Raw genomic sequence first — 21,368 nt, forward strand, 5'->3', positions numbered from 1 at the left:
CCGGTTCGGTCGAGGACCTCGGTCGCGCTGCGCGGCCGGGGCCCTCGACGCACGCGGGGACGGAGAGCCGCGGACGGCACTTCGCGTGGGTTCAACGGGCTGCGGTGGCGGTCGCGGTGGCGGACCGGGTGGTGGTGCGGGGCTTGGCGGCGGCCTTGGCCTCCTTCGCCGCGCGCTTCATCTCCTGCTTGAACTCACGTACCAGGGTGAGGGATTCGGGGCCGGTGATGTCGGCGACCGAGCGGTGGGCGCCCTCCTCGCCGTACGCGCCGGCCGCCTCGCGCCAGCCCTCGGGCCGGACCCCGAACTGCTTGCCGAGCAGGGCCAGGAAGATCTGCGACTTCTGCTTGCCGAAGCCGGGAAGGGCGTTGAGGCGGCTGAGCAGCTCCTTGCCGGTGCGGGCGTCCTTCCACAGCGCGGCGGCGTCGCCGTCGTACTGCGCGACGAGGAACTGGCACAGCTGCTGCACCCGTTTCGCCATCGCGGCCGGGTAGCGGTGGACGGCCGGCTTCGCGGAGAGCAGGGCGACGAACTCCTCCGGGCTGTAGGTGGCGATCTCGTGGGCGTCGAGGTCGTCCCGGCCGAGCCGTTGGGCGATGGTCAGCGGGCCGGTGAACGCCCATTCCATCGGCACCTGTTGGTCCAGCAGCATGCCGACGAGCGCGGCGAGCGCACTCCGTCCGAGCAGTTCGTCGGCCTCGGGCTGCTGGGCGAGCCGGACGGTGACGTTCATGAGGTTTGGCCTCCTCGGAGTTGACGTCGGTCGGCGCCCAGTCTGGAGGACGCGGCGTGGACGGACGCGGTCAACACGCCCGTATCTGAGGAAGTCTTGGTGTTTCCAGCCCTTGTCAGACCTGCTTTGTTCGTTGGCGGAGCGGTTGTTGAGCATTTCACGGCAGTAGTACGGAAACATTTTTGTCCGCGGCTGTCACATCGGCGGCGTGCTCCGGGTCAGTGCTGTGTCCGACCGGATCCGACCGACTCGGATCGACCAGTCACCGAATGGGGAGCACTCCAATGTCCGTCGCCCACATCGTCGTCACCGTCCTCGGCGCCCTCATGGTCGGCTTCTCGGCGTACTCCGTCTTCGCCAAGGCCGAGTACGTCGTGGGGCCCCTCGCCGAGTACGGCGTCCCGCGCGCCTGGTGGACCTGGCTCGGCGTCGCCAAGGCCGCCGGCGCCCTCGGCCTGCTGGTCGGTCTCGCCGTCCCGGCCATCGGCTACGCGGCCGCGGTCGGCATCATCCTCTACTTCCTCGGCGCGGTGATCACCGTCGCCCGCGCCCGTGCCTACGCCCACATCCCCTTCCCCCTGATCTACCTGGCCCCGGCCGTCGCCTCCCTGGCCCTCGGCCTCGCGGCCTGACCGGCTCCCCACCGCAGGGGTGGACCACCGACGGGTGGGCCGCCCCTGCGGCTGTTCGTCCGAGCGCATCGACAAGTCGCCAACTCGTTTTGTTCGCATGGATATTCGAGCGGGAAAGAGGAAACGGGAAACCCGTCGAACCCCGTTTGACCGGCTCGGTCGCATGCCAATATTCAGGCGGAAGCGAGGGGTGACCGCTTCCGGCCCACGATGCAACAGACGCATGGGCGGTTGGATCCAGAGCGGGGGTTGGCATGATCGCGTCCGGAAGGCCGTCCGACGAGTTCGGCCCGGAACTCCGCAGACGGCGGATCGCCGCCGGGCTCACCCTCACCCGTCTCGCGGAAATGCTCAGCTACAGCAAGGGTCACCTCAGCAAGATCGAACGGGGACAGAAGGCGCCACCGCCCGAGCTCGCCCGTCGCTGCGACGCCCAGCTCCTGGCCAGGGGCGAGCTGGAGCGGCTGATCGAGCCGCCCGAGCCGCGACGGCGACGCGGTACCGCCGCAGGACCCGGAACCCCGGCGGACCGCGACGGCAAGGGGGATGAGGAGCCACTGGTCAGGGTCGACCGCGAAGGCGTCCGCTGGTCCGGCGGGATCGGGCGGCGACAGCTGCTCGCGGCCGGAGCCACTTCCCTGCTCGGGGGCGGGCTCTCCGTCGGCCCGGCACCGGCTGCGTTCTCGGCGGTCCCCCCGACCCTTCCGGCAGCCGTGGTGGAGTCCACCCCGGTCGAGGTCTTCCGGGCCCAGTTCGACCAGATGCGGCAGCTCGGCCAGACCAGCGATCCCGGCGTGCTCCTTCCGCTGCTCACCGTCCAGACCCACACCCTTCGCGAACTCGCCGTGCAGGCGGACGCGAAGAACCGCGGTCGACTGCTGCTGCTCGCCGCCAGATACGCGGAATACGCGGGCTGGATGGCCCAGGAGGCCAGCGACGACCCCTCGGCGCTGTGGTGGACCGCCCGGGCCGTCGAGCTCGCCCAGGCCGCAGGTGATCACGACCTGGCCTCGTACGCGCTGGTCAGGCGCGCCCTGGTCACCTTCTACGCGGGCGACGCCACCCAGACCGTACAACTGGTGGAATCCGCCCAGGGAGGAGAGCTGCCGCCACGGATCCGCGGCCTCGCCGCCCAGCGCGAGGCTCAGGGCCACGCCCTCGCCGGGGACCGCGACGCGTGTCTGCGCAGCCTCGATCGGGCCCGGGAACTGTTGGCCCGGGCCGAAGCGGAGGAAGGAAGCGGACCGGTCCTCGGCACCACCAGCCTGGCCGACCCGGCGGCCGTCGTCACCGGCTGGTGCCTCCACGACCTCGGCCGTCCTGGTGAGGCCGCCGAGGTCCTCGACCGCGAGTACCCGAAGATCCCGGCGCACGCCGTCCGCAGCCGCGCCCGGTACGGTCTCCGGCGCGCGCTCGCCCACGCGGGCGCGGGCGAACCGGAACACGCCTGCGAACTCGCGGCGGAACTCCTGCCGATCGTTCCGGCGTTGCACTCGGCCACCATCCGCTCCGACGTCCGGCGGCTCGCCCGAGAACTGCACCGCTTCCGGGCCGGCCGCCCCGTGCAGGACCTCCAGCCCATGCTCGCCAGGGCGCTGCACCCCTAGTCGCATCCGAAGGCCGACCCGTCCCCGGCCGCCGTCCGTATCCGTACCCCTCACTCACCAGAGAGGTGATCCGTCATGCCCGACATCTTCGTCAACTACCGAACCAATGACGAGGACAGCACCGCCACCCTGATCGAACGCGAGTTCTCACGGCGCTTCGGCACCGAACGGGTGTTCCGCGCCAGTAAGTCCATCAAGGCCGGCGGGCGCTTCCCCCAGGCACTGCTGACCGCCGTCCGCCGCTCCGGGGCGCTGGTCGCCGTCATCGGTCCACGCTGGTCGGACGCCCGGACCGCGGACGGGCGGCGCGCACTCGACGACCCGGAGGACTGGACCCGGCGCGAGATCGTCGAGGCCTTCGGGACCGGCGCGCTGGTCATTCCCGTGCTCGTCGGTCGTGCGACGCGGCTCGACCGGCACGACCTACCGGCCGAGATCGCCGAGCTGGCCGACTGCCAGTACCGCCGCTTCGACAACCGCGACGCGGAGTCGGGCCTGCGGGGGCTGGGCGATGATCTCGCCGAGGCGCTGCCCCAACTGGCCGAGGCCGAACGGCAGATGACGAAGGAGCGCGGTGTGGAGAGCCACAACGAGATCGACCGGGTGAACGGCAGCGTGGTACAGGCCCGCGACTACCGGCACGACCAGAGCGGGGGCATCGGCAACGTGGGGCGGGACGTCGGAACGTTCATCAACAGCGCCAGCGGGCCGGTGCACACCGGGAGCGGCACCCAGAACAACACCATCCGGCACGGCTGGGTGGAATTCCACGGTGACGGCAGCAACTACGTCGAACGCGGCACGGTGAACAACGACTTCGGCGGTCGGGGCGACCGCGGGGGACGGCGACGGTGAGCGACGCCGGGGGCGGGACCCGGATCGGCAACGCCCAGGGGCAGACGCACACGGGCAGTGGGACCCAGAACAACTACCACTACTACTACGCCTCGGATCGGTTGATCCGGGATGGCGCAGATCCGCTTCGGGTGGCCGTTGAGCGGCGTCGGTGGCTGAGCGAGCGCTTCGTAGCCCCACCCGGGTACGGGACGGCAGTCGCCAGGTTGGAGGAACCCGGCACGGCCGTCCTGATCTCGGGTGCCGATGGCAGTGGACGCCGTACTGCGGCTGTCGTGCTGCTCCACAAAGCGGGAAGGCGGCACGATCCTTTCCGTGAGGTTGCGCCCGACGAGAAGCCGGACGAAGCGGGCGCACTCGCACCGGGCGAGCGGATCCTACTGGACCTGTCCAACACGTCTGAGCAACAGCTCGTCAAGGCATGGGTCCTGATGCAGTCCTACTGGGACAAGGTCGAGTCTTGCCGGGGTCGTCTTGCCGTGGTCCTGCCCCGCGAGCACGAGCACCACCTGCACCAGGACTTTCGCCAGCTGATGGTGCGGATAGGGCGTCCGGCCGGTGACCGGGTGCTCGCCAAGCACCTGGGCGAGGTGTCTTTTTCGGTGCGACCTCGGTCGGAGCTCGGCAAGCTACTGGATGGCGCCCCCATGCGGGACCTGCAGCGGCTATCCGAGTTGGTGATCGAGGCGCGCTCTGCGGGCGGTGACTCCGGTGTGTGGATCGCGAAGGCCGTCGCTGCTCTCCGGAAGCGTGGCCAGGAGGTGGCCCAGCAGATCGCTGATCTCAAGGATGGGCGCCAGCGGGCATTGCTGTTCACGGCAGCGATGCTGGACGGAGCCCCTGCGGACTCGGTGTTCCGGTTCGCGGACCGGCTGTTGAGAAAGGTCGGTCATCCGAAGGACGAACGGCCACGCCTCGACCGCGCTGACCTGAACCAACGGCTGAACGAGCTGCGGGTGGAGGTGGAGGAGGACCGCGTTCACTTCCGCGCACTGGCGTACGCGGATGCTGTCCGCGCCCACTTCTGGCTGTACTACCCGGACCTGCGTGGGGCGTTCGCAGAGTGGGTCGCCGATGCCGTCGGTGCGACGGCGGGGCTGGATGTGTCTGACCGGCGGCGATTGGTCGACCGGTTCGCGGAGCAGACGCTGAAAGCCGGTGACGTCCAGGTGTTGACCGGATTGGTGGAGTCGTGGGCGAAGGAGACCCGGCTGTTGCCCGAGGTTATGCGGGTTCTGGAGCAGGGGCTGATGAGCGAGACCGGGGGTTCCGCCTTCCGGAGGAAGATCTACGAGTGGTCGACGACGCCGCAGTTGCACACCAACCTGGTACAGGCTCTGGCGCGGATCTGTGTCGACGTCATGGCCCCGAACCATCCGGAACAGGCGCTTGTCCGCCTGCATCAGCTCGCGCGGCGGGAGTCCGAGAAGGAACCTCGGTATGCCCGGGATGCCTTGCTGGAACTGGTCGGCAGAAACGAGCAGTTGTACTTGAGACTGCTGGACCGGGTCCGCGAGGGCATGGAGCGGAGGCCGCCGTGGCTGCCGGACTCCGGGATCTTCCGGGAGTTGGTCGAAGCGTGGCTGTCGGCGGCCCGCCGGGAACGGGACGGGGGTGAGCGATTGCTGGGGATCCTCATTGAGGCCTCCGGCGGTGGGATCGGCATGCTCAGCCGTCTCTACGTGCGGGCACGCGCCTGGGCGGCCCAGTCGGATGACGCTCCGGGGCAGTTGAGCCGGGCCGAGGTGGCGGCGCGCTTCTGCTGGAAGATCGACCGCGCGCAGGGGATCGAACCGTTGGTCGGGGCGAGCGGGGGGAGCGGGCTGTGAAGGGCATGGGGAAGATCCCGCTTGTGGGGTTGGCCCTTGCGGCGGGGCTGATGACCGTCGTGCTCGGGGTGTCGGCCCACTGGCCGGTGTGGTTGTGGATGGTGCCGGCGGTGGTGGTCGTGGTGCTGGCCGTCCTGCTGGCGACGGCGCGTACGCCGAGGATGGAGCCCGACGAGCCGCCGTGGGAGAAGACCCGGGTGGTCGGGGTGGCGCTGCCGAGCCTGGTACCGGACTACGACTTTCTCTTTTCGGCGACCGTGTGGTGGCGGCCGGTCCGGAACGCGACCGGGCTGGTGCACGCCGATCCGGCCGGTCTCGCGGTCGAGACGGTGCTGGCCCGGGCGCGCGAGGTGACCGAGCAGGAGGTGCCGGGGCGGCTGGACCTGGTGCAGCACCGCCTGAACGGTGTGCTCGGCGCGCAGAGCCAGGACCTCTCGGGGCTGGTGGAGGCGATGGGTGGGCGGGTCGAGCTCAGGCTTTCGGAGGACGACCGGCACCGGCTGGGGAAGCTGTCCGAGGTGCGCAAGACCGAAGAGGTGTGGGAGCACGAGCGCCGGTACGAGCAGAGCAAGCGGGCGTACCTCGGTGGTGATGTGCTGAAGTCGCCCGGCGACGCCGTGGTGTGGTGGCTGGCTCGCCATGACGACCGGATCCAGGACGCCGTCGATCTGATCGGTCCGCTCGCGCAGCTCTCGGCGGCGGCCAACAACGAGGCCGTCAGCGAGTTGTACGAACACCTGGTGCCGGGGGCTTTTCCGGACGACGAGGGCCCGGCCGGGCCAACTGCGGGGCCACCGGTGGTCGGGCCGTTGAACCAGATGCTGAACGACATGCGGTTGCGGAAGGAGTCTCCGGAGGGGCAGGCCTACGTCCACCGGGTGGCGGACGCCACCACTGCTGCTGGTCGGCCGGACGACGCCGGGCTGATCCGGAAGAGCTTTCTGGATCAGGATGTCGATCAGGACTCCGCCGGCGGCCCGGGGGTGCGGTTCACGAAGCTCAACGGATCCGTGAACGGTTCGGCGGCGAACCGGACTTCGCCCGGGCCGGAGGATTAGGAGGGGCCACCGACCGGTAGTGGGTGGGGGTGCGCTCGGCTGGGTGGGTGGTTGGGGGGGCCGTAGGGTCGGTTCGGGGTGGGCCGGGGCCCGAGCGGGGGTTCGAGCAGCTGGGTCATTTCATATGACTGTTCTTGTTGTGGCGGTGCGGCGGGCTGACGGGGGGTCATCCTTGGTCCAATCGACGCGTCCAGAAAGGCTCGCCCCCCGTGACCCAGCCGTTCGAACTGCCGTCCTTCTACGTGCCGCACCCGGCGCGACTCAATCCGCACCTGGACGAGGCGCGGGCCCACTCCTCGGGCTGGGCCCGGGAGATGGGGATGCTGGAGGGATCGGGGATCTGGGAACAGGCCGACCTGGACGCCCACGACTACGGCCTGCTCTGCGCCTACACCCACCCCGACGCCTCCGCCGAGGCGCTGTCGCTGGTCACCGACTGGTACGTCTGGGTCTTCTTCTTCGACGACCACTTCCTCGACATGTACAAGCGCACCAACGACCGCAAGGCCGGCAAGGCGCACCTCGACCGGTTGCCGCTGTTCATGCCCGCCGACCCGGCGACCCCGGTGCCGGAGCCGGAGAACCCGGTCGAGGCGGGTCTGGCCGACCTGTGGCGGCGGACCGTGCCGGTGATGGGGGAGGACTGGCGGATCCGGTTCGCCCAGAGCACCCGCAACCTGCTCAACGAGTCGCTGTGGGAGCTCGCCAACATCGACGCCGGGCGGATCGCCAACCCGGTCGAGTACATCGAGATGCGCCGGAAGGTCGGCGGGGCGCCGTGGTCCGCGCAGCTGGTCGAGTTCGCGGCCGGGGCCGAGGTGCCGAAGGAGGTCTCCGGTTCGCGTGCGCTGCGGGTGCTGATGGACGCCTTCTCCGACGGCGTGCACCTGCGCAACGACATCTTCTCGTACCAGCGCGAGGTCGAGGACGAGGGTGAACTGAGCAACGGCATCCTGGTGTTGGAGCGGTTCCTGGAGTGCTCCACCCAGCAGGCCGCCGAGGCCGTCAACGATCTGCTCACCTCGCGGCTGCAGCAGTTCGAGAACACCGTGTTCACCGAACTGCCGGTGCTGTTCGCGGAGACCGGGCTCGACCCGGCGGGCCGCGCCCGGGTGATGGCGTACGTCAAGGGGCTGCAGGACTGGCAGTCCGGCGGGCACGAGTGGCACATGCGGTCCAGCCGCTACATGAACGGCGGTGGGGCGGCGGCGGGTTCGGGCGGCCGGGTGGCGCCGGGGTCGGGCGGAGAGTTGCCGGGGCTGCCGGGGTCCGGCAACTGGTGGGACCAGTACGCGATCGGCGGGATCGGGACCTCGGCGCTGGACATCCTGCGCAAGGGGAGCGGGGCGTCGGAGGCGCCGGCCGTGCGGCGGGCGCGGTCGCACGGGCACGTGCCGTTCCGGGCCGTCGGGCCGTCCCGACTGCCGCGGTTCGACCTGCCGTTCGCGCTGACGCTGAGCCCGCACCTGGACGGTGCGCGGGAGCGGGTGATCGAGTGGGCCGAGCGGGTCGGTCTGCTGGCCGATCACCCGGGAGTCCCCGGATCCGGCATCTGGGACGCCGAGTCGATGCGCGACTACGACCTCCCGCTCTGCGCGGCCGGCATCCACCCCGACGCCACCGCCGACCAACTCGACATCGCCTCGGCCTGGTTGGCCTGGGGCACCTGGGCGGACGACTACTACCCGCGGGCCTTCGGCAGCACCCGCGACCTGGCCGGTGCCAAGGCCGCCAACGCGCGGCTGCCGCTGTTCATGCCGCTGGACGGCGAGCCCGTGCCGGAGCCGGTCAACGCGCTGGAGCGCTCCCTCGCCGACATCTGGGAGCGGACCACCGGCCCGATGACGGTCGAGGCCCGGCGCACCCTGCGCGAGTCGATCGAGGTGATGACGGCGAGCTGGATCTGGGAGCTGAGCAACCAGATCCAGAACCGCGTTCCGGACCCGGTCGACTACCTGGAGATGCGCCGCTCCACCTTCGGCTCCGAACTCACCACGCTGCTCGCCCGCCTGGGCCACGGGAAGACCGTGCCGGCGGAGGTGTACCGGCACGGCTCGATGCGCGCGCTGGAGAACTCCGCGATGGACTACGCGTGCATGATGAACGACGTCTTCTCGTACCAGAAGGAGATCGAGTACGAGGGCGAGCTGCACAACGTGGTGCTGGTGGTGCAGAACTTCTTCAACTGCGACCACCCGTCGGCGCTGCGGATCGTCGATGACCTGATGCACTCGCGGCTGGACCAGTTCCGGCACGTCGCGCAGCGCGAACTCCCGGTGATGTACGAGGACTTCGAGCTCGGTACGGAGGCCCGGGAGCTGCTCGGCGGGTACGTGAAGGAGCTGGAGAACTGGCTCGCGGGCATCCTGAACTGGCACGAGGGCTGCCGCCGGTACCGCACCGAGGACCTGGAACGGCACTTCGGCGCCGAGCGGGACCTCGCGGGCGCGGTCCGGGCGCGGGCTGCGGCCGCGGCGGCCGCGGCGGCCTCCGAGCCGGGTGCGGCGCCCGTCACCGGCACGGTGCCGCTCGGGCCGACCGGGCTGGGCACCGCCTCGCTGCGCGCGCCGTCCCGCGGGGCCGCCGTTCCGGCGAACTGAGACGGGCTACTCGCCACGGACGCACCACGGACGCACCACGGGCGCACCCGCGCGGGCCGGGCCGCGCGCGGGTGCGCCGTGGCGTGGTTAGGCTGGCGGGTCGGGGGCCGCGCGCGCCTTCCGGCGCGCGTCCGCACCGTCACGGACGAGGGCTGAGAGATGGCTGCGCTACCTGAGGGCACACCCTGCTGGGCCGACGCGATGTTCACCGACCTGGAGGGCGCCAAGGCCTTCTACGGGCACGTCCTGGGCTGGACCTTCGGCGAGGGCTCGTCGGAGTTCGGCAACTACACCCAGGCGTACTCGGACGGGAAGGCGGTGGCCGCGATCGTGCCGCCGATGCCTGGGAGCCAGGCGCAGTCCGCCTGGTGCCTGTACCTGGCCTCGCCGGACGCCGCCGCCACCGCCGAGCGGATCCGGACCAACGGCGGCGAGGTGGTGATGGGGCCGATGCAGGTCGGCGACTTCGGCACCATGGTGATCGCCAGGGACCCGGGCGGGGTGGCGTTCGGCGTCTGGCAGAGCGAGGCCCACGAGGGCTTCGAGAAGCAGGGCGAGCCCGGTGCGTACAGCTGGGCCGAGATCGTCACCCGCGAGCCGGGCAAGGCCGACTCCTTCTTCCCGGCGGTGTTCCCGTACGGCACGCGGAAGATGGACTCCGAGCAGATCGACTACCGGATGTTCCTGGTCGGCGGCCGGCCGGTGCTGGGCCGGACGGGGGCGGCGGGCGACGTCCTGCCGCCGGAGGCGCCCTCGTACGTGAGCGTGTACTTCGCCGTGGACGACACCGACGCCGCGATCGAGCGGCTGAAGGAGCACGGCGGCACGGTCTACTTCGGGCCGGTGGACAGTCCGTTCGGGCGGTTCGCGGCGGTCGGCGACCAGCAGGGCGCGGCGTTCGGGCTGATCGACCTCGGCCGGAGGGTGGGCGAGCAGCCGTCGACCGTGGACGTCTGACGGGGGAGCGCGAGGAACTCGTCGAGACCCTGGACAAGCACCGCGGCCTGCCGCGGCGCACCGTCCGGGACCTCACCGACGAGCAGGCGGCCCGGCGGGTGCTGCTGCACCTGATCGCGGAGACCTAGCACGCCGGGCACGCGGACATCATCCGGGAGTCGCTGGACGGGGCGAAGTCCATGGGCTGAGCGGTCGATGGGCTGAGCGGTCGGAGCGCTGACGGCCCGGATTCAGGACACCTCGACGCCGAGCAGCTCGTGCAGCGCCCGGCAGCCGTCCGGGGTGACCCGCAGGGCCCGGCCGGAACCGATCCGCTCGACCCAGGCGCGGTCCAGCGCGGTGCGGCACAGCGCCGCGCCCAGCGCGCCGCCGAGGTGGCTGCGGCGCTCCGTCCAGTCCAGGCAGCCGCGCACCACCGGGCGCCCGCCGGGGCGGCCGGTGCGCGGTGGCAGTTCGATCGCCTGTGCGGCGAGCCAGTCGTGGCCGCGCTCGGTGACGGCGAGCCCGGCGTGGTCGGTGACCAGGCCGCGGGCGAGCAGGGCGTCGGCGACGGCCACGCCGAGGCGGCCGGCCAGGTGGTCGTAGCAGGTACGGGCGCGGGCCTCGGCGCTCTGCCGGGTGGCCTCGCGGAGGTTGCGGGGTGCCGGCCGGCTGTTGCGGGTGTCGGTAGGAGCGGTCGCCTCGCCCATGGCCTCGGCGAAGACGGTGAGGTCCTCGATCAGGGTCGCGACGGAGGGGGAGGCCAGCCGGACGTACCGGTGCCGCCCCTGCCGTTCCTCCGTCAGCAGCCCGCCCGCGATCAGCCGGGACAGGTGCTCGCTGGCCGTGGACGGTGCGACCCCCGCCGCGCGGGCCAGTTCGCCCGCCGTCCAGGCGCGGCCGTCCAGCAGCGCGGAGCAGAAGGCGGCGCGGGTGGGGTCGGCGAGCAGCGCGGCGAAGGCGGCGAGCGGCGAGCCCCGGTGGTCCACTGGCATGCGTCCATGGTCGGCCATGCCTCCATGGTCGACCCGGCACGGTTCGGCCGGGACCGAAACGACCCGGGGCCACGATGGCGGGCATGAGCGATCCGACCCCGCACCATCCGACCCCGCACCATCCGACCCCGCACCGTCCGGCCCCGCACGATCCGACCCCGCATGAACTGACCCCGCATGAACTGACCTTCTCCCGCTACCAGGACGTGACCGCGGCCCTGGCCGATCCGGCGCTCGTCCCGCCGCCCGCGACGCCCGGCCGGTACGGCACGGTGGCCTGGCTGCGGGCCACCGTCGCCCGGTTCAGCGCGGGCGAGCCGCACGCCCGGCGCCGGGCGCTGGTGCTGGCCGACCTGGAACGGCTGGACCCCGCCCGGCTGCGGGTCCTGGCCGCGGGCGGCTTCGAGCCGGACGTACGGCTGCGGGTGGTGCGGACGCTCGCACGGGCGCTCGGCCTGGCCGATCCGGAGGCCGTCGCGCGGGACGTGCGGGTGGTCGGCCGGGCGTACTTCGAGCCGGCGCCGGACGACCCGGCGGCGGACGCGGCGGTGGCCCGGCTGCTGCCCGCGATGGGCGACGACGACCCGGAGACGGCGGCGAACCGGATCGGCCTGCTGGTCCAGGCCTGTGACGCCACCGCCACCCTGGTCGAGCACGCCCGGCGCAGCGGCGGACCGGCCGCCGCCCTGCGGGACGATCCGCCGCTGCGGACGATGCGCCGGTTCGCCGCCCGGGCGACCGAGGTCGGCGGGGTCGCGGTCCCGGCCGGGGCGCACGTGCTGCTCGACCTCGACGCCGCCCGGGAACCGGACCGCGAGCCGCTGGCCTTCGGCGCCCCGCCCCGGCTCTGCCCGGGCCGCTCGCACGCCCTGGCGATCGCCGAGGGCATCCTGTACGGATCCTCCGACCCGGCGGACACGTCCCGGCCGCCCGCCGAGGACCACCTCGGCCAGGTCGAACTCGCCACCCTGATCCCGGAGATGATCGACCACGTGCTCGCCCTGGCGGACACCTGGACGGCCTGGGACGGGCGCCCGATCGTCAACGCCGACGGCCGAACCTACACTCCGCACAAGGCGCTTCGCCGGGTCACCGACCATCTCATCGACCACTGGGCCGAGTTGGAGGCCCGCCTGGCCGGCGAGCCGCCCGCCGCCGACCACTGGCACGCCTCCGAGGTCACCACCCCGGCCGACCTGGTGCCGTTCACCGCCGCCGACCTGGACGAGGCCCGTAGCCGGCTCACCCGGCTCGGCCGGATCTGGGCCCAGCGGGTCGCCGCGCTGCCGGAACGGCAGTTGGACGACTCGCCGGGGAAGGGTTGGAGCTTCCGGCAGATCGTCTGCCACCTCGCCGGGGCCGGTGCCTACTACGTGGACTCGGTGGGTCCGATCGAGCGGCAGCGGGAGGCGACGCGATGAGCCCGCTCGACGCGATGACCCCGTTCGCCGCCCTGCACCACCGCCGCGGCCGTCCGCTGCTGCTCCCGAACGCCTGGGACCACGCCTCGGCCGCCGCCCTCGCCGCCGCCGGTCACCCCGCGATCGGCACCACCAGCCTGGGCGTGGCGGCCGCCGCCGGCCTGCCCGACGGCGCCGCCGCCACCCGCGCGGAGACCGTACGGCTGGCCCGGCGGCTGGGCCGCGACGACTACCTGCTGAGCGTCGACGTGGAGTCCGGCTTCAGCGATGACCCGGTCGAAGTAGCCGATCTGGCCGTCGAGTTGGCGGCGGCGGGCGTGGTCGGCATCAATCTGGAGGACGGCCGGCCGGACGGCACCCTGGCGCCGACCGCCGTCCACGTCGCGAAGGTCGCGGCGGTGAAGGCCGCCGTGCCGGAGCTGTTCGTGAACGCCCGCACCGACGCCTACTGGTGCGGGAACGACGACCCCGAGCCGGAGACCGTACGGCGGCTGGACGCCTACCAACGGGCGGGCGCGGACGGCGTGTTCGTACCCGCGCTGAGCGAGCCGGCCGCGATCGCCAGGCTGGTCGGCCGGCTGTCCGTCCCGCTCAACATCCTCTGGACGCCGGGTGGTCCGGGTCTCGCCGAGCTGGCCGGGCTCGGGGTGGCCCGGGTCAGCCTGGGGTCGCTGCTGTACCGCTCGGCACTGGCGGCGGCGGTGGCGACGGCCGCCGCCGTGGCCTCGGGCGGGCCGGTCGGTCCGGTGCCCGGCTACGCCGAGGTCCGGGCGCTGAGCGGGGGTTGAGGTCCGGGCGCTGAAGGGGAGTTGAGGTTCTTCCGCGCCTGAGCGGCGGTCCGGGTTCAGGCCCTGGACCGCCTCGCCTCGATCCCGTCCAGGATCACGTTGAGGCCGCGCAGGAAGCTGCTGTCCCGGCCCGCCTCGATCTCCTCCGGCACCTGGGTGGTGTACAGCCGGTGCAGTCGCGGATGCGACTTGGTGGCCTCGATGACGGCGGGCAGCAGCTGGTTCATGAACTCCTGTTCGCCCTGGCCGCTCCTGGCCAGCGCGCTCAGCCAGGCGGCCTCCACGCAGGCGGTGCCGATGGTGTAGCCCATGGCCGCGCTCATCATGTCGTTGGCCTCGGCGAGTTCGAAGCCGGCCGCCTCCATCACGGCCAGCAGGGCTTCGGAGAGCCGCATCCAGTTGGGGCCGAGGTAGACCATCCCGACGTCGCCGATCACGGAGACCATCCACGGGTGGCGCATGATGGCCGCGCGCATGCCCTCGGTGCACTCCACGACGGCCGCGCGCCAGACCTTCGGGTCCTCGGCGCCCTCCGCGCGGGCCAGCGGGAGTTCGCCGAAGACGTGGTCGACGACCAGGGCGAGCAGTTCGTCCTTGTTGGCGACGTGGGTGTAGAGCGAGGTCGCGCCGGCGTTGAGGCGGGCGCCGAGCTTGCGCATGCTCAGCGCGTCGATGCCCTCGGCGTCCAGCAGTGCGAAGGCCTCGGTGACGATCTGCTCGCGGCTGAGGGCGGGCTGGGTCCGCCGTTTCTGCGGACGGTTCCACGGCGACGGGATGCCCGGCTGGGCGCCGGTCCGGTGCTCCGGCGGGGTGTCGTCCTCCGGCTTGGCCGTCATCTGGCTCTCCATTCAACGTGCCCCCTGGTCGGGTGCGGTCGGTCCAGCATAGGCCCCGGCGCCGCACACCGTACGGTCTTGCGAACAGTGTTCGGTCTCCGTACAGTGTTCGGCGTAGCGCACACCGTTCGGTCGGGGACGGGCGGACGGTGTGCGCCGCGAGGACTTCCGCGCGGCTGCCGCCGACGCGAGGACGTGCGCGGGGCTGCGGCCGGCGCGCCGAACCGAAGGGGGATCGCGGTGGACCGTCACCCGCGTCGCTGGCTCATCCTGGTCGTGCTCTGCCTCAGCAGCCTGGTGCTGGTGATCGACAACATGGTGCTCACGGTGTCCATCCCGCCGATAGCGGAGGACCTCAAGGCCGGGGCGCAGGACATCCAGTGGATCATCGACTCGTACATCCTGGTCTTCGCCGGGCTGTTGCTGACCTCGGGAAGCCTGTCCGACCGGTTCGGCCGACGAAAAGTGATGATCATCGGGCTGGCGCTGTTCGGCGCCGCCTCGCTGGTCGCGGCGGTCGCCTCCAGTCCCGCCGAGCTGATCGCCGGTCGTGTGCTGATGGGCGTCGGCGGCGCCCTGGTCATGCCGAGCACGCTCTCCATCCTGATCACCGTCTTCGACGACGAGGAGCGGCCCAAGGCGATCGCCGCCTGGAGCGCGGTGGCCATGATCGGCCTGGTCGGCGGTCCGGTGCTGGGCGGCGCGCTGATCGCGCACTTCTGGTGGGGCGCGGTGTTCCTGCTCAACGTGCCGGTCGCGGCGGTGGCCATCCTGGCCGCGGTCGTCCTGATGCCCGAGTCCAAGGGCCCGTGGCGCAAGCCCGACCTGCCCGGCATGCTGCTCTCGATGGTCGGCATGACCGCCCTGGTCTGGTCGATCATCGTCATCCCGCGGGACGGCTTCGCCCACGCCAACACCCTCGGCTCGCTGGCCGTCGCGGTCGCCGCGCTCACCGGCTTCGGCATCCGCCAGGTCCGCACCGACTCGCCGATGGTCCCGCTCAAGCTCTTCCGCAACCGGGTCTTCACCGGCGCGAGCTTCTCCCTCGTCCTGCTCACCTTCGCCACCGGCGGCCTGATGCTGGTGCTCACCCAGTACCTGCAGTTCGTCCTGGAGTTCACGCCCACCGACACCGGCCTGGCCTTCATCCCGCTGGCCGTCGCCTCGCTCGCCTTCAACGTGATCGGCGCCGCGCTCGGCAAGAAGCTCCCGGCCCGGGTGCTGACCTCCATCGGCATGGTGATCATCGCCGGCGGCTTCGGCCTGCTCGCCACGCTCTCGGTCGGCGACGGCTTCACCAAGGTCGCCCTGGCCATGCTGGTGCTCGGCATCGGCTCCGGCCTCGGCATGCCGGCCGCCGCCAACGCCCTGATGGGCGCGATCCCCGGCGAGCACGCCGGCGTCGGCTCCGCGCTCAACGACACCGTCCAGCAGTCCGGCGCCGCGCTCGGCGTGGCCATCCTCGGCACCGTGCTCTCCAGCACCTACACCGGCTCGATGCCCACCGACGCCCCCGCCCCCGCCCGGCACGCCATCACCGACGCCCTCGCCCTCTCCGCCGGCAGCGGCGACACCGCCCTGGCCCGGGCCGCCCGGGAGGCCTTCAACACCGCCACCTCCACCACCTTCACGGTCGGCGGGATCGCCGTCCTGGTGGCGGCGGCGCTCACCCTGGTGCTGATGCGGGGCAAGGCGGGGGCGGCGGCGCCGGCCGAAGCGGCCGAACCCGCCGTCGAGGTGGCGGCCTGAGCCCTCGTCGCACTGGCTGCGCCCCCCACCGGCCCCGGCTGCCTCGCGCAGCCGGGGCCGGTGGCGTCCGTACGGACGAGCTTGCCGCCCGGCGCACCGGGGGCTCCCGGGACGCGGTGCCCGCCCGGTCCGCGTAGCCTTCGAGGCATGTCCACCCACTACGCGGAGCGCCCGTCCCGGCTGTCCGGGGCGGTGCTGTGGACGAAGGGGGCGGGAGCCGGCGGCCTGGTGCTGCCGGACGGGTGCATGGACCTGCTGTGGACGGAGGGCCGGCTGCTGGTCGCCGGGCCGGACACCCGGGCGTTCCGGCCCGGGCCGGGGCTGCGCGAGTCGTGGGCGGGCGTCCGCTTCCGGCCCGGCGCCGGGTCGGCCCTGCTCGGCGTTCCGGCGCACGAACTGCGGGACCGCCGGGTCGAGTTGGCGGACCTGTGGCCCGGCGGCGAGGTGCGGCGGATGACCGAGCGGGTCGACGCGGCGCCCGACCCGGCCGTCGCGCTGGAGGAGCTGGCGCTGCACCTGGCGGCCGCGGCACGGCCCGAGGACCCGCTGGTGCGGGCGGTGGCCGCCGCGCTCGCGGCCGGGCGCGGCGTCGCGGCGACGGCCGAGGCGGTCGGGCTCGGGGCGCGGCAGCTGCACCGCCGCTCGCTGGTGGCTTTCGGCTACGGCCCCAAGACCCTCGCCCGGATCCTGCGGCTGCAGCGCGCCCTGGGGCTGGCCCGTTCCGGCGTCCCGCTCGCCGAGACGGCGGCCCGGACGGGCTACGCGGACCAGGCGCATCTGGCGCGCGAGGTAAGGGAGTTAGCGGGAACGCGGGCGACGGCTCTGCTGTGAGGCCGGGCTACAGCGGCGCCAGCAGGTCGACCCCGTTGCCGTCCGGGTCGCGCAGCGAGGCGTACCGCTGACCCCAGAAGGCGTTCCACGGCTCCAGCTCCCCGTGGTACCCGGCGCCGGTCAGCTCCCGGTACACCGCGTCCACGTGCGCCGGGCTCTGGCAGCGGAAGGCCAGCCCCGCCCGGGCACCGCCGGTCGGCGGCTGCCAGCCGGGGTGGAAGGAGCGGATGGTCGACTCGGCGTCGAGGACCAGGAGCAGGCCGCCGGGCAGCTCGGCCTCGACGTGTGGCTCCTGCTCGGAGCCCTCGGGGAAGGCGAGCCCCAGCCGCCGGTAGAAGGCGACCGAGGCGGCCATGTCGGAGACGGCGAGGCCGATGAAGGCGAACCGAGGTGCGGGTGTGCTGTTCATGGCGGCCACGGTAGGCGGGCGCGGGCGAGCGGTCTTGAACGAATCGGACGTGCGCGGCCGCTACCCGGGCCGGGAGTCCCGCGCCTGAGCGGCGGCCGGGCAGGCCCGTTGTCAGTCGGTCCTTGTACCGTCGACCACGGCAACAGTGATGTTCACACGGGGGCGTGACGCATGTTCAGGACGGATCCGGAGACACCCGACGTCTTCCTCACGCCGGTCGACGAGGTCTTCGTCCGCAGCCACCTCGGCCGGCACCCGGAGCTCGACCCCGCCACCTGGACGCTCACCGTCGAGGGCCTGGTCGAGCGGCCGCTGCGGCTGGACTTCGGTGATCTCCAGGGCCTGCCGCAGACCGGGTTCAGCGCCGTCCACGAGTGCTTCGGCAACCCACTGCGCCCCACCGTGCCGACCCGTGCCGTCACCAACCTGCAGTGGGCCGGTGTCCCGCTCGCCGACGTGCTGGCGCTGGCCGTCCCGCTGCCGCAGGCCCGGCACGTCTGGCTGGAGGGCGCCGACCGCGGTGACTTCGCGGGGGAGAGTGGCCTGAGCTACCTCAAGGACCTGCCGCTGGACGAGGCGCGCGCCGAAGTCGTCCTCGCCCACACCATGAACGGCGAACCGCTGCGCCCCGACCACGGCCATCCGGTACGGGCGGTGGCGCCGCGGATGTTCGGTACCAACTCGGTCAAGTGGCTGACCCGGATCGTGCTGGCCGCCGAGCGCCCCGAGCACCTCTTCACCACCCGGCTGTACACCCGCGTCCTGCCGGGGGAGAGCGAGGCCCGGCCGGTCCGTGAGAAGGACGTCAGCAGCAAGTTGCTCACCCCGCGGGACGGACGGTCCGTTCCGGCCGGCGCCTGCGAACTGGCGGGCTACGCCTGGAGTTCCACCGAGGTGACGGCCGTCGAGATCGCCGTGGACGACGCCGACTGGCAGCCCGCCGAGCTGGACCGGCGCGGCCCGGGCCTCGGCTGGCAGCGGTTCCGACTCCGGCACGACCTCGCACCGGGCCCGCACCGCATCCGCTGCCGGGCCACCGACTCCGCCGGGCGGGTCCAGCCGCTCACCGGGGACCGCAACGCCGTCCACGAGATACGGGTGACCGCGGAGATCAGTGGGCGACCGGCTGGGCGGTGATCGCCGGGCGGACCTTGGTGAGCATCAGGTCGAGGAACTGGTCGGGGTGCCGGAAGCTCGCGAAGTGGCTGGCGTTCCGGATCAGCGCGAACTCCTTGACCGGGGCGGTGACCTCGTCGAAGAACCGCTTGGCCGGGGCGGGCGGGGTGAGCACGTCGCTGTCGCCCTGGAAGACGAAGAACGGGATCCGGAACTCCGTCCCCTCCGTGCGCTCGTCGAAGGCCACGGCCTCCGACTGGAGCCGCTCGGAGAACTCCATGGCCTTCAGATAGGACCGCAGGCCGCGCAGAGTGTGCAGGGGTGAGAACCAGAGCGAGCGCATCACCACGGTCTTCATGGTGTCGTAGGAGAGCGGGTCGCTGGTGAGGACCAGCTTGTTGTACTCGGCGACGTCCTTGGTGGTCCACGTCGAGCGGTCGGCGCCCATCGCCAGGGCGGTGGCGAGCTCCTTCTCCTTCTTCCGGCCCGCTGCTCGCAGCCGGTCGAGGAGGGCATCGTAGGCGGTGCGCTCCCGGCCGCCGTCGATGATGTTCTGGTCGGTGCCGACGTAGCCGGAGTACAGCTCGGGGTGGTTGCGGGCCAGCCGCAGGCCGAGGACGGTGCCGAAGGAGTTGGCGACCAGCAGCAGCCGGTCGACGCCGAGCCGGGCCCGCAGGTGCTCGGTGACCTCCAGGGCGTCGCGGTACAGCTGCGGGTAGCTGAGCTCGCCCTGCCCGTCCGGGCCGCCGGCGGCGAAGGTGAAGCCGGCGCCGCGCATGTCCCAGCGGACGATCGTGAAGTGCTCCTCCCAGACGTGGGTGCGGGGGAGGAAGACCAGGTTGGAGGCGCCGGGGCCGCCGAGGATCTCCAGGATGACCGGGTTGCGGCGGTCCTCGCCGCGGATGGAGACCCACTGGTCGATGCCGCCGATCCGGACGAAGCCGGATTCCTCGATGCCCGTCGGGGCGGTGATCCGCAGCCGCTGGGCGAACGCGGCGCGCTTGAGCTGCCGGTAGCCCAGCAGTCCGGCGACGGGAGTGGCGAGGGTGGCGGCGGAGACGGTGGCGATGGTGGCGAGCATGGCGTATCCCCCAAACTGTTTATCTCATCAGCAGATGCGTTTAAGGTATATACAGTTCTGAGGCGCTGTCAACGGGCGGTGCCCGGAACCTGCTGAGGACCGTCGAGAGGGAGGCTGGGATGGCCAGGGAGAAGGCGCGCGACCTGCGCGCGGGCGTCGCACTGCTGTGGGGTGAGCAGGACCAGCCGACCCGGGGGCCCAAGCCGAGCCTCACCCCCCAGCGCATCGCCGCCGCCGCGGTGGTGATCGCCGACACCGAGGGGCTGGACGCCGTCTCGATGAACAAGGTCGCCGTCGGGCTCGGCGTCTCGGCGATGGCGCTCTACCGCTACGTGCCCGGCAAGGCCGAACTGGTCGAGCTGATGGTCGAGTCCGTCCTCGCCGAGGCCCCCGACCTCTCGACGGCCGGGCCCGGCTGGCGGGAGCGGATCACCGCCTGGGCCCGCCGCTCCGCGGAGATCCACCGCGCCCACCCCTGGCTGCTGGCGGTCACCGCCATGCGCCGCCAGCTGATGGGCCCCAACCAGCTCGGCTGGCTCGACGCCGCCCTCGCCGCCCTGGAGCCCAGCGGGCTGACCGCGGCCGAGCAGCACCGGGTGTTCGTCCTGGTCGCGGGCCTGGTGCGTACCCTCGCCCAGCAGGACGCCGACTTCGACGAGCAGCACAGCGCGGAGTGGAACCACCTCACCGGCGAGCTGCTGGAACGCCACGCCGACCGCTTCCCCACCCTCACCCGGGCCATCGCCGCCGGGGCCTTCGCCCCCGACCCGGTCGACCCGCTGGAGTTCGGGCTCGCCCGGATCCTCGACGGGATCCAGCTGCTCCTCGACCAGCCGACGAAGCCCGCGTAGCGCGCCGAAGGCCGGACCGCTCCACAGCGGTCCGGCCTTCCGACGGATCGCGCTCCTCTACGGCGAGCGGCCGCGCCGACTGTGCCGCACCACCGAGGCCCGCACCCAGCTCCGGGCCGCCCTGGACGGGTTCGAGCAGCTCGCCGCCGCACCCTGGGCCGACCGCGCCCGCGGCGAACTCCGCGCCACCGGCGCGACCACCGCCCGCGTCACGGCGATCCGTCCTGCCCGCCGTGGGCCTCGCGCGTGCGCGTCTTCGGGCAGGGTGGCAGCGTGGAGGAGGGGACCCGGACGCGCGGGGACAGCCCGGATGCACACAGGGAGCATGCCCTTGAGCAAGGCACAGGACGGACCGGGGGAACACCGGTCCGCCTGGGCACGGCTGCGCTCGCGGCTGCGGGTGCGCAGTGTCGCCGGTCAGGTGTTCCTGTGGTTGCTGGCCGTCGTGGTGCTGCTGGTCGGCGCGGCCCTGACGACGCTCATCCTGCAGGCCCACAGCTTCGCCACGAGTGATGCGGCGCACAGCACGCGCGCTGCGGCCGTCACGTTGTCGCGCTATCCCGGGTTGGCGGCTGCTCTCGACAGCGCCGATCCGACCGCGGTGCTGCAGCCGCTGGCGGTGGACGTGCAGAAGAGCGGCGGTTTCGACTACATCGTGATCTTCGGCACCGACGGGACCCGCTACGCCCAGACCGCCCATCCCGAGCTGATCGGAAAGCACGTCTACGGCGACTACGAACCAGCCCTGAAGGGGCCGTACACCGTGACCGAGAACATACCGCTGGGACCCGACGTGGACACCACCGTGGCGATCACCAGGCCGGACGGTTCGGTCGCCGGTTTCCTCTCGGTGGGGTACTACGTCAAGAACACGGGCGGCGCGGTGAGCCGGCAGCTGCCGGTCCTGTTCGGCGGTGCGGCGGCCGCGCTCGCCGTGGGCACCGGTGGGGCGGTGCTGGTGCGGCGGCGGCTGCGCCGCCAGACCCACGGCCTGGGCCCGGCCGAGATGACGCGGATGTACGAGCACCACGACGCGGTGCT

Annotated in this window: 18 protein-coding genes and 2 pseudogenes; 15 read left to right on the plus strand and 5 right to left on the minus strand. The window is 72.4% G+C overall.

Annotation, left to right across the window (positions count from 1 at the left end; translation table 11 throughout):
* Positions 1 to 91 precede the first annotated feature (91 nt).
* Positions 92 to 733 carry an HhH-GPD-type base excision DNA repair protein gene (locus tag ACWCYO_RS18860; RefSeq protein WP_270145928.1) on the minus strand — a complete coding sequence of 214 codons (642 nt, stop codon included), beginning with the start codon at positions 731 to 733 and terminating at the stop codon, positions 92 to 94.
* Positions 734 to 1,017: 284 nt separating this feature from the next.
* On the opposite strand from ACWCYO_RS18860, the gene ACWCYO_RS18865 reads away from it, so the two are divergent.
* The 8 genes and pseudogenes from ACWCYO_RS18865 to ACWCYO_RS18900 all read left to right on the plus strand — a co-directional run.
* On the plus strand, positions 1,018 to 1,365 hold the full coding sequence (locus ACWCYO_RS18865; protein WP_270145930.1) for a DoxX family protein: 348 nt from the start codon (positions 1,018 to 1,020) through the stop codon (positions 1,363 to 1,365).
* Positions 1,366 to 1,619: 254 nt separating this feature from the next.
* Complete coding sequence (locus tag ACWCYO_RS18870) at positions 1,620 to 2,972, plus strand: helix-turn-helix domain-containing protein (protein ID WP_449784828.1); 1,353 nt, start codon at positions 1,620 to 1,622, stop codon at positions 2,970 to 2,972.
* Positions 2,973 to 3,047: 75 nt separating this feature from the next.
* Positions 3,048 to 3,827: a TIR domain-containing protein gene (locus tag ACWCYO_RS18875; protein WP_449784829.1), complete on the plus strand. Its 780-nt coding sequence runs from the start codon at positions 3,048 to 3,050 to the stop codon at positions 3,825 to 3,827.
* The gene (locus ACWCYO_RS18880; RefSeq protein WP_449784830.1) at positions 3,824 to 5,656 is read left to right on the plus strand and encodes a hypothetical protein; all 1,833 of its coding nucleotides are present in this window, start codon (positions 3,824 to 3,826) and stop codon (positions 5,654 to 5,656) included. Before ACWCYO_RS18875 ends, ACWCYO_RS18880 begins: the two co-directional genes overlap by 4 nt.
* A 206-nt stretch (positions 5,657 to 5,862) precedes the next feature.
* Positions 5,863 to 6,714 (plus strand): hypothetical protein, encoded by an 852-nt coding sequence (locus tag ACWCYO_RS18885; RefSeq protein WP_449784831.1) that lies wholly within the window; start codon positions 5,863 to 5,865, stop codon positions 6,712 to 6,714.
* Positions 6,715 to 6,923: 209 nt separating this feature from the next.
* Positions 6,924 to 9,314 carry a terpene synthase family protein gene (locus ACWCYO_RS18890; protein WP_449784832.1) on the plus strand — a complete coding sequence of 797 codons (2,391 nt, stop codon included), beginning with the start codon at positions 6,924 to 6,926 and terminating at the stop codon, positions 9,312 to 9,314.
* A 159-nt stretch (positions 9,315 to 9,473) separates the two neighbouring features.
* On the plus strand, positions 9,474 to 10,271 hold the full coding sequence (locus tag ACWCYO_RS18895) for a VOC family protein (RefSeq protein ID WP_449784833.1): 798 nt from the start codon (positions 9,474 to 9,476) through the stop codon (positions 10,269 to 10,271).
* Between the two features lie 86 nt (positions 10,272 to 10,357).
* Positions 10,358 to 10,459 (plus strand): annotated as a pseudogene (locus tag ACWCYO_RS18900) (mycothiol transferase); the annotation flags it as partial.
* Between the two features lie 42 nt (positions 10,460 to 10,501).
* Here the strand turns inward: ACWCYO_RS18900 and ACWCYO_RS18905 are convergent.
* Positions 10,502 to 11,245: an ArsR/SmtB family transcription factor gene (locus ACWCYO_RS18905; protein ID WP_270145934.1), complete on the minus strand. Its 744-nt coding sequence runs from the start codon at positions 11,243 to 11,245 to the stop codon at positions 10,502 to 10,504.
* Positions 11,246 to 11,328: 83 nt separating this feature from the next.
* Here ACWCYO_RS18905 and ACWCYO_RS18910 point away from each other — a divergent pair, with 83 nt between their 5' ends.
* Both ACWCYO_RS18910 and ACWCYO_RS18915 read left to right on the plus strand, forming a co-directional pair.
* Positions 11,329 to 12,666: a hypothetical protein gene (locus tag ACWCYO_RS18910; protein WP_449784834.1), complete on the plus strand. Its 1,338-nt coding sequence runs from the start codon at positions 11,329 to 11,331 to the stop codon at positions 12,664 to 12,666.
* The gene (locus ACWCYO_RS18915) at positions 12,663 to 13,454 is read left to right on the plus strand and encodes an isocitrate lyase/PEP mutase family protein (RefSeq protein ID WP_449784835.1); all 792 of its coding nucleotides are present in this window, start codon (positions 12,663 to 12,665) and stop codon (positions 13,452 to 13,454) included. Before ACWCYO_RS18910 ends, ACWCYO_RS18915 begins: the two co-directional genes overlap by 4 nt.
* 56 nt (positions 13,455 to 13,510) lie before the next feature.
* Here ACWCYO_RS18915 and ACWCYO_RS18920 read toward each other — a convergent pair whose 3' ends face one another.
* On the minus strand, positions 13,511 to 14,290 hold the full coding sequence (locus ACWCYO_RS18920) for a TetR/AcrR family transcriptional regulator (protein ID WP_270145938.1): 780 nt from the start codon (positions 14,288 to 14,290) through the stop codon (positions 13,511 to 13,513).
* 240 nt (positions 14,291 to 14,530) lie between these two features.
* Between ACWCYO_RS18920 and ACWCYO_RS18925 the strand changes: the two genes are divergently transcribed.
* Together ACWCYO_RS18925 and ACWCYO_RS18930 are read left to right on the plus strand one after the other, a co-directional pair.
* On the plus strand, positions 14,531 to 16,039 hold the full coding sequence (locus ACWCYO_RS18925) for an MFS transporter (protein WP_449784836.1): 1,509 nt from the start codon (positions 14,531 to 14,533) through the stop codon (positions 16,037 to 16,039).
* A gap of 147 nt (positions 16,040 to 16,186) precedes the next feature.
* Positions 16,187 to 16,870: a helix-turn-helix domain-containing protein gene (locus ACWCYO_RS18930; protein WP_449784837.1), complete on the plus strand. Its 684-nt coding sequence runs from the start codon at positions 16,187 to 16,189 to the stop codon at positions 16,868 to 16,870.
* 7 nt (positions 16,871 to 16,877) lie between these two features.
* Here the strand turns inward: ACWCYO_RS18930 and ACWCYO_RS18935 are convergent, their stop codons facing one another.
* Entirely contained in the window at positions 16,878 to 17,279 is a 402-nt protein-coding gene (locus ACWCYO_RS18935; RefSeq protein WP_270145944.1) for a VOC family protein, read from the minus strand.
* Positions 17,280 to 17,450: 171 nt separating this feature from the next.
* Here ACWCYO_RS18935 and ACWCYO_RS18940 point away from each other — a divergent pair, with 171 nt between their 5' ends.
* Positions 17,451 to 18,416, plus strand: coding sequence for a molybdopterin-dependent oxidoreductase (locus ACWCYO_RS18940; protein ID WP_449784838.1), 966 nt, complete (start codon positions 17,451 to 17,453; stop codon positions 18,414 to 18,416).
* Here ACWCYO_RS18940 and ACWCYO_RS18945 read toward each other — a convergent pair.
* Positions 18,391 to 19,476, minus strand: a complete 1,086-nt coding sequence (locus ACWCYO_RS18945; RefSeq protein ID WP_449784839.1) for an alpha/beta fold hydrolase — start codon at positions 19,474 to 19,476, stop codon at positions 18,391 to 18,393. The two genes, ACWCYO_RS18940 and ACWCYO_RS18945, sit on opposite strands and share 26 nt — an antisense overlap.
* A gap of 119 nt (positions 19,477 to 19,595) precedes the next feature.
* Here ACWCYO_RS18945 and ACWCYO_RS18950 point away from each other — a divergent pair, with 119 nt between their 5' ends.
* Positions 19,596 to 20,327, plus strand: coding sequence for a TetR/AcrR family transcriptional regulator (locus tag ACWCYO_RS18950; protein ID WP_449784840.1), 732 nt, complete (start codon positions 19,596 to 19,598; stop codon positions 20,325 to 20,327).
* A gap of 331 nt (positions 20,328 to 20,658) precedes the next feature.
* A pseudogene (locus tag ACWCYO_RS18955) lies at positions 20,659 to 21,368 on the plus strand (histidine kinase); the annotation flags it as partial.

Source organism: Kitasatospora sp. NPDC001683 (assembly GCF_053596495.1).